11 protein-coding genes and 1 tRNA gene are annotated in these 12,095 nt (G+C 69.9%); 8 read left to right on the top strand and 4 right to left on the bottom strand.

All coding sequences use genetic code 11. From position 1 onward, the window contains the following. Positions 1–338: 338 nt before the first annotated feature. On the top strand, positions 339–1,529 hold the full coding sequence (locus ACQP1K_RS07520) for an amino acid deaminase/aldolase (protein WP_433501509.1): 1,191 nt from the start codon (positions 339–341) through the stop codon (positions 1,527–1,529). Between the two features lie 183 nt (positions 1,530–1,712). Here the strand turns inward: ACQP1K_RS07520 and ACQP1K_RS07515 are convergent, their stop codons facing one another. Further along, positions 1,713–2,036 carry a DUF3618 domain-containing protein gene (locus ACQP1K_RS07515; protein WP_433500148.1) on the bottom strand — a complete coding sequence of 108 codons (324 nt, stop codon included), beginning with the start codon at positions 2,034–2,036 and terminating at the stop codon, positions 1,713–1,715. Positions 2,037–2,163: 127 nt separating this feature from the next. Between ACQP1K_RS07515 and bcp the strand changes: the two genes are divergently transcribed. The 6 genes from bcp to ACQP1K_RS07485 all read left to right on the top strand — a co-directional run bounded on the left by bcp (position 2,164) and on the right by ACQP1K_RS07485 (position 8,773). Further along, positions 2,164–2,631, top strand: a complete 468-nt coding sequence (gene bcp / locus ACQP1K_RS07510) for a thioredoxin-dependent thiol peroxidase (protein ID WP_433500147.1) — start codon at positions 2,164–2,166, stop codon at positions 2,629–2,631. A gap of 520 nt (positions 2,632–3,151) precedes the next feature. Continuing rightward, positions 3,152–3,226 (top strand) — tRNA-Leu (locus ACQP1K_RS07505). Positions 3,227–3,459: 233 nt separating this feature from the next. Next, the gene (locus tag ACQP1K_RS07500; RefSeq protein WP_433500146.1) at positions 3,460–4,644 is read left to right on the top strand and encodes a sensor histidine kinase; all 1,185 of its coding nucleotides are present in this window, start codon (positions 3,460–3,462) and stop codon (positions 4,642–4,644) included. Between the two features lie 19 nt (positions 4,645–4,663). Continuing rightward, positions 4,664–5,425 carry a response regulator transcription factor gene (locus ACQP1K_RS07495; RefSeq protein WP_433500145.1) on the top strand — a complete coding sequence of 254 codons (762 nt, stop codon included), beginning with the start codon at positions 4,664–4,666 and terminating at the stop codon, positions 5,423–5,425. Between the two features lie 114 nt (positions 5,426–5,539). Next, complete coding sequence (locus tag ACQP1K_RS07490) at positions 5,540–6,286, top strand: ABC transporter ATP-binding protein (RefSeq protein WP_433500144.1); 747 nt, start codon at positions 5,540–5,542, stop codon at positions 6,284–6,286. A gap of 3 nt (positions 6,287–6,289) precedes the next feature. Further along, entirely contained in the window at positions 6,290–8,773 is a 2,484-nt protein-coding gene (locus ACQP1K_RS07485; RefSeq protein WP_433500143.1) for an ABC transporter permease, read from the top strand. Positions 8,774–8,916: 143 nt separating this feature from the next. Here the strand turns inward: ACQP1K_RS07485 and ACQP1K_RS07480 are convergent, their stop codons facing one another. Both ACQP1K_RS07480 and ACQP1K_RS07475 read right to left on the bottom strand, forming a co-directional pair. Next, positions 8,917–10,299, bottom strand: coding sequence for a toxin glutamine deamidase domain-containing protein (locus ACQP1K_RS07480; RefSeq protein ID WP_433500142.1), 1,383 nt, complete (start codon positions 10,297–10,299; stop codon positions 8,917–8,919). A gap of 261 nt (positions 10,300–10,560) precedes the next feature. Beyond that, positions 10,561–10,974: an ATP-binding protein gene (locus ACQP1K_RS07475; protein WP_433500141.1), complete on the bottom strand. Its 414-nt coding sequence runs from the start codon at positions 10,972–10,974 to the stop codon at positions 10,561–10,563. A gap of 230 nt (positions 10,975–11,204) precedes the next feature. On the opposite strand from ACQP1K_RS07475, the gene ACQP1K_RS07470 reads away from it, so the two are divergent. Continuing rightward, positions 11,205–11,333, top strand: coding sequence for a hypothetical protein (locus ACQP1K_RS07470; RefSeq protein WP_433500140.1), 129 nt, complete (start codon positions 11,205–11,207; stop codon positions 11,331–11,333). A gap of 147 nt (positions 11,334–11,480) precedes the next feature. On the opposite strand, the gene rdgB is transcribed toward ACQP1K_RS07470, so the two are convergent. Beyond that, positions 11,481–12,083, bottom strand: a complete 603-nt coding sequence (gene rdgB / locus ACQP1K_RS07465; protein ID WP_433500139.1) for an RdgB/HAM1 family non-canonical purine NTP pyrophosphatase — start codon at positions 12,081–12,083, stop codon at positions 11,481–11,483. Positions 12,084–12,095 lie beyond the last annotated feature (12 nt).

Below are 12,095 nucleotides of genomic sequence, written 5' to 3'. Positions count from 1 at the left end.
TGGACGATCTTGGGAAATCGATGCCGCGGACTTTACGAAACCGGAGGTCGATGCGGCGGGGAGGAGCCGGGCGTGCGGTCGCCGGCTGGACCGCGGATAACATGAACACTGCTCATGAAAACCGGCTGTATCGGTACTAAGCTGCGGATATGGACGACCACCGGCGCCTCGACCGTGAACGCCCGAACGAACACCACCCAGACGGACACCACCCAGACGGACAGACAGCGGGGCGGGACACGGACACGCGGCGAACGGACACGCGGCTGACAGGCAGGCGGCGAACAGCCGGGCAGGGTGCGGCCGAGGAGGACACGGCCGGGCCGGACGCGGCCAGGCTGCACGCGGACAAGCAGCGTCTGGACGCCGCCACGGCCGCGTTGGAGCCCCCCTTCGCCGTTCTCGACATGGACGCCCTGCTGGCCAACGCCGCGGACATGGTCCGGCGGGCGCACGGCAAGCCGATCCGGGTGGCCAGCAAGTCGATCCGCTGCCGGCCGGTCCTGGAACGGGTCCTCGCCATGGACGGTTTCTCCGGGATCATGGCGTTCACCCTGCCCGAGGCCCTCTGGCTGGTCTCCACCGGGCTGCGCGACGTGCTGGTCGCCTATCCGACGGTGGACCGGGACGCCCTGCGCGCCCTCGGCTCCGACGAGCGCGCCGCCCGCGAGATCACCGTCATGGTCGACTCCCCCGAGCACCTCGACCTGATCGACGGTGTGATCGACGCCTACGGCCTCACCCACCCGATCCGGGTGTGCCTCGACATCGACGCCGCCTTCGTGGCCTTCGCCGGGAAACTCAGGGCCGGTGCGCTGCGCTCACCCGTACGCTCTCCGGAACAGGCCGTGACCCTCGTCCACGACATCGCCGGGCGTCCCGGTCTGCGGCTGGTCGGACTGATGTCGTACGAGGGGCAGATCGCCGGCGTCGGCGACGACGTTCCCGGGATGTACGGCGCCCTGGTGCGCTGGATGCAGGGCAGATCGCAGCGTGAGCTGGTGACCCGGCGCGGCCGGATCGTGCGGGCCGTACGGCGGGTCGCCGGGCTGGAGTTCGTCAACGGCGGCGGCACGGGAAGCATCGAGAAGACCGTACGGGAACGCGCGATCACCGAGGTGGCTGCGGGCTCGGGGCTGTTCCATCCCCGGCTGTTCGACTTCTACCGGAACTTCACCGGGCGTCCGGCCGCGCTGTTCGCGCTGCCCGTGGTACGCCGGCCCGGTCCGCACGTCGCGACCCTGCTCGGCGGGGGATATCACGCCTCGGGGCCGCCCGGTCCCACCCGGCTGCCCCAGCCGTACCTGCCGGCCGGGCTGCGCTACGACTCCGACGAGGGCGCCGGCGAGGTGCAGACACCGGTCCTGGGCGAGGCCGCCGCCGATCTGCGGGTGGGCGACCGCGTCTGGTTCCGGCACGCGAAGGCGGGCGAGCTCAGTGAGCGGTTCGCGAGCTTCCACGTGATCGAGGGGGATCGGGTCGTCGGTGAGTTCCCCACCTACCGGGGTGAGGGCAAGACCTTCCTCTGACCTCGCGGAAGCGCCGTCCCGACCTGTGCCGTCCCGACCTGTGCCGTCCGGCCCGTTCCGTCCTGCCCGTGCCGTTCTTCTTGGTCTAGGGCTCGTGCCACGGCTCGTTCTATACGGATTTTTCTGTACGGATTGCTCTATTCGTTCTCTGCGACTCGTTCTGGACGGCTCGGTCGGTGGCGCTCAGCGAGCGCGGCGGCGCAGCAGCACGACCGCCGCACCGATCGCCACCACGGCGCCGATGCCGATGAGCAGGGGCCCCACGCTCCTGGTGGGCGGTCCGTCCTCGTCGATCGGGGCGTGGGCGGTGGACCTGCCGGGGTGACCACGCAGCGCGTCCTCGAGTGACGTCACGAACTGCCTGGCGCCGGACTTCGCCTTGGTCACGCTCCGCTCCGCCACCCGCTTCGGGCTCACCCGGTCGGCGATGGCGTCCACCGTACGCGCCAGCTCCGCCCGGGTGCGCTCGATCTGCCGCTCCAGTGCATCGGGATCGGTTTCCGCCATGCGATCCCCCTCCTGTGGTATTCGTATGCGATCAGTCTGCCAGGTCCGGTACGCGCCGCGCGCGGCGGCGGAACCGGTAGCTTGGGTCAGACGCCCACCGCGCCGCGGTTCCCCGAAGGAGGCCACGATGAGCAAGCTCGAGACCGGCGACGCCGCGCCGGACTTCACCCTCCCTGACGCCGACGGGAACGAGGTCTCGCTGGAGTCGTTCCGCGGCAGGCGGGTCATCCTGTACTTCTACCCGGCGGCGATGACCCCTGGCTGCACGAAGCAGGCCTGCGACTTCCGCGACAACCTCGACGCGCTGGCGGGCGGTGACCTCGTCGTGCTCGGCGTGTCCAAGGACAAGCCCGCCAAGCTGCGGCAGTTCCGCGAGCGCGACGCGCTCACCTTCCCGCTGCTGTCGGACCCGGAACTGGACGTGCACAAGGCCTACGGCGCATACGGCGAGAAGCTGAACTACGGTAGGAAGGTCATGGGCGTCATCCGCTCGACCTTCGTCATCGACGCCGACGGCAAGGTGGAGAAGGCCCTCTACAACGTGAAGGCCACCGGCCACGTCGCCCGCCTCATGAAGGACCTCTCCATTTCCTGACTTGTCCCGATGATGCATACGGATCCACAATTGTCAATGCCGATCGTCGAAGTGACGGCATGACGAATTCCAGGTAACACCCGGGAAATCCTCGCCGAGGCAGCGATGAATTCATCGGCATCGCCGATGTGCCGCGCCACCCGGGGCTTGCCACAGCGGGGCGGCGGCCATGCCCGCATCAGCCGTCGAGTCAAGCGCTGCGGCATCGACCCGTCCCACTCCCGTGGCAGGCGCACGCCCGAGGCCGGCACCTGCCGCGACAGCCCGCCGAAAAATTCCTCGTCGTGATGCCGCCCTGATCGGACCGCCAGAGGCCCGCCGAGCTCCGACGAGCCCTGGAGAAGGCCGGGGTTCCCTACCGCCGCACAGGTTGTAGGATGGATGGAACTCGGCTCGGTCGGCCGCTGACGTCGCACATCGGCCACATCAACGGCGACCGGCGTGACAACAGAAAAGAAAACCTTCGCTTTCTCTGCCCGAATCGCCGTTCTCATAGAGGGAATTTCGCGGGCAAAGAAAAGGGGTCGTAGCCCAACAGGCATGAGGCAACGGCTTTAGGTGCCGTAAAGTGCGAGTTCGAATCTCGTCGACCCCACTCGACTTCTCGGGAAAAGGCCGGGAAATGAGCGCGCCGGGTTCGGCGCGGCCGGCAGGGACATGGTCGGCGCGCCGAACCACGCTCGCGGCGAATGGGCGCGACCCTGAGCGGACATGCGCGGACAGATCGGCTCCGGTCTCCATGCGGTCGTGACGCTGCGACCTGAGTCGTAGGCGGGGATCCGTCCATAGGGGGACTCTGGCTGAGCAGCCGATACGTACAGTTGAACCGTGTTCGGCAGATTGCGTGCGTGGGGTCGGCGCCACTCGAAGCTGGTGGACGTCCTCACGGTCTCACCACTGTGGCTGATCTCCCTGTTGACCCTGAAGTTCTACGTCGGTACCCCTGCGACGAATTCCACGTACATCGGCCTTCCCGGCCTGACGCTGCTGACCCTCGCCCTGCTGATTCCGCTGATCTGGCGGCGGAGCCGTCCTCGCGAGGTGTTCGCGGTCGTCGCCCTCGTCTGCTTCGGCCAGTGGCTGGCCGACGTCGCCATCACGCCGGCGAACCTGTCCGTCCTGGTCGCGATGTACGGCGTCGCCGCCAGATGCACGACCGCCTGGGGCGCCGCTGCGGGCCTGGTCACCGAGTTCGGCCTGCTGCTCGCCATGATCAGGTGGGGCGGCGGCCATGTGGTCCAGCCGTTCCTGAGCACGTCGGTGTTCGTCGTCACCATCTGGATCACCGGCATCTACACGAACATGCGGCGACGCTACATCGACAGCCTGCTGGAGCGGGCAGAACGGGCAGAACGGGAGCGGGATCAGCAGGCACACCTCGCGGCCGCCGCCGAGCGCGCCCGCATCGCCCGGGAACTGCACGACGTTGTCGCGCACAACGTCAGCGTGATGGTCGTGCAGGCCGACGGCGCGGCGTACGCGCTCGACCGCGACCCCGAGCAGACCCGGCACGCGCTGCAGACCATTTCCGGGACCGGGCGGCAGGCGCTGGCGGAGATGCGACGACTGGTCGGCGTGCTCAGGCAGAACGCCGGGAGCCCGGCCGAGGAGTACACGCCGCAGCCGGGCGTCGCCCAGATCGAGGAGCTGGTCCGGCACGTACGCGACTCCGGACTACCGGTCGAACTCGCCGTGTCGGGCACTCCGCACGACCTCCCCGAGGGCGGGCAGCTGGCGATCTACCGGATCGTCCAGGAGGCGCTGACCAATACCCTCAAACACGGCGGCCCCGGCGTCCGGGCCAGGGTCGAGATCACGTACGGCTCGGGCGAGGTCGCGCTGCGGATCGTCGACGACGGCCGGGGTGCGTCGGCTCCCCACGTCGAGGGCGGCCACGGGCTGATCGGCATGCGAGAGCGGGCCTCGATGTACGGCGGGAGCGTCGAGGCGGGCCCCCATCCGGGCGGCGGGTTCCAGGTCGTCGCGCGGATCCCGCTCGGCGTACCGGTGTGAGAGGACGGGAACGGACACGATGATTCGCGTGATGCTGGTCGACGACCAGGAGCTGGTACGGGCCGGGTTCCGGATGGTCCTGGGCGCCCAGCCGGACATCGAGGTCGTCGGTGAGGCGCCGGACGGGCAGGCGGCGGTGGAGGCGCTCAAGGGCGTGGGCGACGGCACAGGCGACGGCACTGGCAAGGGTACGGTCGAGGCCGACGTGGTGCTGATGGACGTCCGCATGCCGCGGATGGACGGCGTCGAGGCGGCCCGCCGCATCTGCGCGGGGCCCGACGGTCCGAAGGTGCTCATCCTGACCACCTTCGACCTCGACGAGTACGCCTTCGCGGCCATAAAGGCGGGTGCCTCGGGCTTCCTGCTCAAGGACGTGCCGCCTCCCGAACTGATCAGCGCGATCCACTCGGTCCACTCGGGTGACGCCGTGGTCGCCCCCAGCACGACGCGCCGGCTGCTCGACCGCTTCGCCACGCACCTCCCGGACGGCGATGCCCGGGCGAGACGGAACGCGGACGTGCTGACAGCGCGCGAGCGTGAGGTCCTCTTCCACGTGGCCAGGGGGCTGTCGAACACGGAGATCGCCGGGCTGCTGCATCTCACCGAGGCGACCGTGAAGACCCACCTCGGCCGGGTCCTCGCCAAGCTGAGCCTGCGCGACCGCGCCCAGGCCGTCGTCTACGCCTACGAGACGGGACTCGTCCGGCCGGAGACCGGCGACCGGACACGTGATCGTACGCCGGCGGCCGGACACGGTCGGCCCGATCATGCCGACGGCTGAGGCCGCACTACATCACAGGTCGCACATCGGGCACAGGAATCACCGGAGCAGCGCTACTCAGGTCCGTACCAGAGGCTGAGGAAACGGAAAGATCCCGGTCATAGCGTGGTCGGCATGACCACAACAACCACCGAGGTCCGTACCGCCGTCGCCGCCAGCGGACTGACCAAGGTCTACGGCGAGGGCGACGCCGCGGTGCACGCGCTGCGCGGGATCGACGTCGCCTTCGCCACCAAGGCGTTCACGGCCATCATGGGTCCGTCCGGATCCGGCAAGTCCACGCTCATGCACTGCCTCGCCGGGCTCGACTCGGTGACCGGCGGCCGGATCACCATCGGCGACGTCGAGATCACCGGGCTGAACGACAGGCAGCTCACGCTGCTGCGGCGCGAGCGCGTGGGGTTCGTCTTCCAGGCGTTCAACCTGCTGCCGACGCTGACGGCCGAGCAGAACATCCGGCTGCCGCTGGAGATCGCGGGACGGCAGGCCGACCAGGTGCTGTTCGACCAGGTGATCGACACGGTCGGCCTGCGGGACCGGCTGAGGCACAGGCCCGGCGAGCTGTCCGGCGGCCAGCAGCAGCGGGTCGCCGTGGCGCGTGCGCTGATCGGCAAACCCCAAGTGATCTTCGCGGACGAGCCCACCGGCAACCTCGACTCCCGCAGCGGCGCGGAGGTGCTGTCGTTCCTGCGCCGGTCGGTCCGCGAACTCGACCAGACGATCGTGATGGTGACCCATGACCCGGTCGCCGCGTCCTACGCCGACCGGGTCGTCTTCCTCCGTGACGGGCTGCTGGTGACCGAGCTGACCGAGCCGACGCCGCAGCGGGTCCTCGACACGCTGATGGCGCTGGAGGCCTGAGCCGTGTTCAAGACCACCCTCGCCGGTCTGTTCGCACACAAGCCGCGCCTGCTGCTCACCTCCCTGGCGATCACACTGGGGGTGGGCTTCATCGCCGGCACGTTCGTGCTGACCGACACCATCGACGCCGGCTTCACCCGGGCGTTCGCCGCCGACGCCGCCAAGGTCGACGTGGTCGTGCTCCCGCGGGATGCCGACGACCTGCCCCGGGAGACGCTGGACAAGATCAGAGCCGTCCCTGGCGTACGGGACGCACAGCCGGTGATCAGGGGCGACGCCCCGCTGATCGGCAAGGACGGCAAGACCGTCGGCGACGCCCCCACCGCCGGGGTGTCCATCCCGGCGAACCGGCTCAACGTCACGACCGGCCGGGCCCCCACGGCCGACGGCCAGGCCGTACTGGACAAGGGCACCGCCAAGGCCCAGGGATTCGAACCGGGCGACACGATCTCGGTGCTCGGCCACGACGACGACCGGCACGACTTCCATCTCGTCGGCGTCTTCGATCCGGGCGTCGACCAGACCATCGCCTATCGCGGTGCGGTCGGCTTCACCTCGGCGGACGCCCTGCGGATCACCGGTGAGAAGGGCTTCCGCGAGATCGACGTCGTCACCGCCGGTCCCTCCCCCGAGGGTCTCCGTACGACCGTCGAGAAGGCCGTCGGCACCGGCGTCATCGTCCAGACCGGCCAGGAGCGCGCTCAGGACCTCGCGGCGCGCAACGGCGCCGACACCGCCTTCCTGAAGATGGGACTGCTGCTGTTCGGCGTGATCGCGCTGCTCGTCGCCGGGCTGGTCATCTACAACACGTTCAACATCCTGGTCGCCCAGCGGACGCGTGAGATGGCGTTGTTGCGCTGCATCGGCGCGACCCGGCGCCAGGTGTTCGGGTCGATCGTGCTGGAGTCGGTCGTCGTCGGGCTGCTGTCGTCGGTCCTCGGGCTGCTGGCCGGTCTCGGCCTCGGCGCGGCCGCGGTGGCCCTGCTGCGCGGTGTCGAGGCCGGCATCCCCACGGGCACGGTCGGCCTGACCCCCCAGACGGTCGCCGTCGGGCTCGTGACCGGGCTCGCCGTCACCGTGGCGGCGGCGCTGCCGCCGGCCCGCCACGCGACCAGGGTCGCCCCCATCGCGGCGCTGCGCACCCAGGTCGAGGAGCAGACCTTCCGCACCGGGGTGGCCCGGGTGGTCTTCGCCGGCCTGTTCGCACTGGCCGGCATCGCGGTGACCGCGGCGGCCGTGAGTCTGAAGCCGGGCGAGGCCGGGCTGATGATGGCCATGGGCGGCGGCGTGCTGGTCTTCTTCGCGGTGCTCATCCTGGGCCCGGTGATCGTCAAGCCGCTGAGCGGGCTGGCGGGCTGGCTGCCGGCACGGCTGTTCGGCGTGCCGGGACGGCTGGCCGTCACCAACGCGCGGCGCAACCCCAGGCGTGCGGCGACCACGACCATCGCGCTCACGATCGGCGTCACGCTGATGACGTCCATGTCCGTGATGACCGCCACCGTCCGGGCGACGGTGAGCGCTGAGCTCGACCGGCAGTTCCCGGTGGACTATCTCGTCTCGGCGCAGACGGGTGAGGTGCCGCGCGCCGCGGTGGACGCGCTGCGCGCCCGCCCCGAGCTCACCGGCGTCACCGAGATCCAGGCGGCCAAGGCCGAGGTGAACGGCCGGGAGTGGCAGGTCGGCACGGTGACGCGGTCCGCGATCGGCACCACGGTCAAGCCGGAGACGTCGTCGGGTTCGATGGACGGATTCGGCCAGGGTGAGGTCGCGGTGGGCGAATCCGTCGCCAAGGATCTCGGTCTCAAGGTCGGCGACACGGTCACGGTCACGCCCGGCAGGGGAGACGACATCCGGCTCACGGTGGTCGCGGTGCTGAAGTCGGACGTTTCCATGCTGCCGACGGTGACGATCCCCGAGGAGACCTTCAATCGAGCCTTCGAGACGGTGGTCAACCGCACCATCGTGGCCAACGCCGCCGAGAGCGTGCCGGCCGACCGGGCACGCGAGGCTCTCGACGACGCCACTCGCCCCTACCCGGCGGTCCAGGTCGGCAGCACGACGGAGATCCGCGGCCAGTTCGACGACGCGATGAACATGGTGCTGCTGGTCGTGACCGGCCTGCTGGGGCTCGCCATCGTCATCTCGCTGCTGGGCATCGCCAACACGCTGTCGCTGTCGGTGCACGAACGCACCCGCGAATCCGCGCTGCTTCGCGCCCTCGGGCTGACCCGCCCCCAGCTTCGGCGCATGATCGCGGTCGAGGCCCTGGTCCTCGGGCTCGTGGGCGCGCTCGTCGGCGTCGTCCTCGGCGTCGTGTTCGGCTGGGCCGCCACGCAGACGTTCTCGGACAGCGTGTCCTTCCAGCTCCCGGCGGCCCAGATCCTGATCTTCATCGCGGCTTCCGGGCTGGCCGGAGTGATCGCGGCGCTGCTGCCCGCCCGGCGGGCGGCCCGTGCCTCGATCGTGGGATCGCTGGCGGCGACCTGACGCCGCCGCGCACGCGCACGGGCCGCTGCTCACCGGTGCACCCCGCGGAAATCCGACTCGGCGCGGAATCTCCGCGGGGGGCGCCTCGGGGGCGAGCAGCGGCCCCGAGGCGACGGGCCTCCGGTCATGGTCGGAGGCGCCGATCAGAGGTGCTGCCCGTGCCGGTCGATGACCACGCTGAACACACCGGTCACCTCCTCGTACGGCGGCTCGACCGCCATGTGACCCCGCTGGGCGTCGATCCAGAGCACCTCGCTCCGCCAGTTGACGGCGTTCCAGGCGTGGCTGCCGCCCGTGGGCCACCGGGTGATGAGCACGGCGGAGGCGCCGTGGCCCCCGAAGATCAGTCGCTGGGCGATCGCGACATAGGCACGGCGGCCATGCCCCACGTACTCGAACCGGTGACCCAGCCACTCCTCCGCCCGCGCGACACCCCCGATCTCCCCGGTCGGCAGCGGCCTGCCGAGCACGTCGTACTCCGGATGCCGGCGCGCCGCCACGACGGGTTCGCCGTGCCACGTCGAGATCACCGCGAGCGAGCAGTCGAGCGCGTTGGTGGCCCTGAACGGGTCCTCCGTGGGCCCCTCCGCGTTGATCAGTCTGATCCACATGCCACGCGGGTCGGGAAAACGTCCGCAGACCGCCTGAGCCAGATATGCCTGGGCCTGCGGATCCGGCTCCGCCAGCCCGCCGGTCCTGCCGTACGGCCTGGTCTCCTCCAGCCTCGGCGGACGGCCCGGCCGGTCGAGCCAGTCATGCTCAGGGGGCTCCGCGATCATCGGAAGCCCCGCGTTCCCCGGCGGCTCGATGGTCCCGAACAGCCCGGCGTTCCCCGCCGTTGGAAGCCCCGTGTTCACCTGAAGCCCCGGGATCACGGCCGGAGTCGCGATGACCGCTGTCCCGGAGATGACGGCCGGACCGCCCGGTTCTGTGGCGTCTTCCGCCCGGTCCACCTCCCCGCCGACGACGTCGTCCGCCCCCTCGGCCGACTCGCCGGTGGTCTCGCCTGTGGTCTCGCCTGTGGTCTCGCAGATGGTCTCGTACGCGGTCTCATCGGCGGGTTCTCCGGCCCGATCCGCGGCCCGGTTCTCGGCGGATCCTCCCTGTTCGCCTCGGGAGACGGCGTCGGCCGCCGCGTGGACCGTCTTGATCTTCCCTACGAACAGGTCGCCGAACCGCGGATCCGCCGTCCCGTCCACACCGATGAAGCCGTAGGTGAAACCGTTCCCGCCGTTCTTGGCGTTCCTGCCCTTCAGGCCGATCGGATCGTTCAGGCCCTTCGAACCGTTGGCGGCGCCGCTCAGCAGGGCCGCGATCCGGCCCTCCAGACGCCGCTCCTTCAGGCCGTGCTCCTCGGGCCCGCGTTCCTTCAGGCCGCACTCCGCGAGCGGCTCCGGCGGCGGCGCCTGAGTCTCGGCGGCCCGCTCGTAATCACGCCATCTGCGGCCGTCGGCGGTCACGACGGGGTTGTACACACCGGACGGCAGTCGCCACCGGGCACGTCGGCGGAACTTCTCCTGATTCATGTGCTGCGGCCCCCCTTCTTCGCACATCAGGGTGCCGATGCTAGGACGGGCCTCACGGAAGGGGCGGTCGATTTTCCCAACTCCAGACCCGCCCCTGGGCATAGCCCGTGGTTCGGTCCCAGATCTTCTGTTCGTGCTCACCGAGGCGTACGGAACGGAGAAGCCGATCGTGCCGACACCGGGTCGGGACTTGGCCGAAGACCCGATGGACGACCTTTCGCTGTGACGACCTTTCGAGGTGACGGGCGCGCGGGCGGCGGATCACCGCCAGGCGAGGAGTTGGAACCAGACGGACTTTCCGTACGGAGTGAGCTCCCAGCCCCAGCGGTGGGAGAACATCTGGACGATGGCGAGCCCCCGGCCGCGCAGGTCGTAATCGCCGGCTTGGCGGGGCCGGGGCAGCGCGCTGCACGAATCGTGTACGTCGACCACGAGCAGATCGCGATCCCGGCTGACCGTCACCCGGACGGTACTCGGCTGGGGAACGCCCACCGACCCGTGGGTGATCGCGTTCGTGACGAGTTCCGAGGCCAGGAGTTCGGCGATCTCCGGAATGTCCTCGGCCGTGGCCCAGTCGGCGGCCACGTCCCGTACGAACCGGCGGACCGAGGCCAGGCAATGTGGGTCACGTGGGATCCACTTCTCCCCCAATACCGGGCCGATCCGCTCCGGCATATCCGGATTGTCAGCCGGGGGCGTTCGCGGCTCGACTGACTTGAGCTCCTCAGCCGGTTCAACGGCCTCGGCTGTCTCTATCATCGGCTTCTCCCAGCTTGAAACCGCCTCGTCGTTGATTTACTCCCCCAGCGTGCCGAGACGCCACTACTCTCTGTACAGATTTGATTACCAAGACCGACATTTGGCAGTCGGCTGGACGCGATTGAACTCCGACAGGGAGTGACATTGTGGTCGACACCTACTCACCTCAGGCCATATGGGGCAGGGACCAGATCTCCCCAAACCCGGCCGAGTGGGAGGCATTCCTCCCGCGCGACAAGGCCGGCGAGTTCGACCCCACCCCGCGCACGTCCTGAACGCGCTGCCACCACCGCCCGGCGGCCGTCCAGGCTCTCGCCGGTGTCGCTCACGATCGGATCCAACGGTGATCACTTGTCGATCGGCTGAGGGATGGTTCTCCTGAGAGGCAGCGGACCAGATGCGGCTCTCCGGTGACGGGTGTGTCAGCCGACGGCCTGGGTGATGATGGGGACGAGGGCGCGGAAGGCGCGGCCGCGGTGGCTGATGGCGTCCTTCTCCTCGGCCGACATCTCGGCGGTCGTACGGCTCTCGCCGTCCGGTACGAAGATCGGGTCGTAGCCGAAGCCGCCCGTCCCGCGCGGCTCGCGGATGAGGGTGCCGTAGACCGCGCCGTCGACCACGTGCTCCTCTCCCGTCGGCAGCGCGAGCGCGGCGCTGCAGGCGAAGTGGGCCTGGCGGCGGCCGTCCGGCACGTCGGAGACCTGGGCCAGCAGCAGGTCGAGGTTGGCCTTGTCGTCGCCGTGCGACCCCGACCAGCGGGCCGAGAAGATCCCCGGCATGCCGTTCAGCGCGTCGACGCAGAGCCCGGAGTCGTCGGCGATCGCGGGCAGCCCGCTCCCGGCCGCCACGGCGTGTGCCTTGAGCAGCGCGTTCTCGGCGAACGTGCGGCCGGTCTCGGCCACCTCGCCGATCTCGGGGAAGCCGTCCAGGCCCACGATCTCCACCGGCACCGCGGCCTCGGCGAGGATCCGGCGCAGCTCGACTATCTTCCCGGCGTTGCGCGTGGCCAGGACCACCTTGTTCATTCCGCGAACCTC

This window comes from Sphaerimonospora sp. CA-214678 (assembly GCF_050942215.1).
Taxonomy (GTDB): domain Bacteria; phylum Actinomycetota; class Actinomycetes; order Streptosporangiales; family Streptosporangiaceae; genus Sphaerimonospora.
This window is presented reverse-complemented; position numbering and strand designations above follow the sequence as displayed.

What these genes read in the sequence shown, in the direction of transcription:
- ACQP1K_RS07515 (WP_433500148.1), bottom strand. Translation starts at nt 2,036, where the DNA reads ATGGCGGAAACCGATCCCGATGCACTGGAGCGGCAGATCGAGCGCACC.
- ACQP1K_RS07480 (WP_433500142.1), bottom strand. Translation starts at nt 10,299, where the DNA reads ATGAATCAGGAGAAGTTCCGCCGACGTGCCCGGTGGCGACTGCCGTCC.
- ACQP1K_RS07490 (WP_433500144.1), top strand. Translation starts at nt 5,540, where the DNA reads ATGACCACAACAACCACCGAGGTCCGTACCGCCGTCGCCGCCAGCGGA.
- ACQP1K_RS07475 (WP_433500141.1), bottom strand. Translation starts at nt 10,974, where the DNA reads ATGCCGGAGCGGATCGGCCCGGTATTGGGGGAGAAGTGGATCCCACGT.
- ACQP1K_RS07495 (WP_433500145.1), top strand. Translation starts at nt 4,664, where the DNA reads ATGATTCGCGTGATGCTGGTCGACGACCAGGAGCTGGTACGGGCCGGG.
- rdgB (WP_433500139.1), bottom strand. Translation starts at nt 12,083, where the DNA reads ATGAACAAGGTGGTCCTGGCCACGCGCAACGCCGGGAAGATAGTCGAG.
- bcp (WP_433500147.1), top strand. Translation starts at nt 2,164, where the DNA reads ATGAGCAAGCTCGAGACCGGCGACGCCGCGCCGGACTTCACCCTCCCT.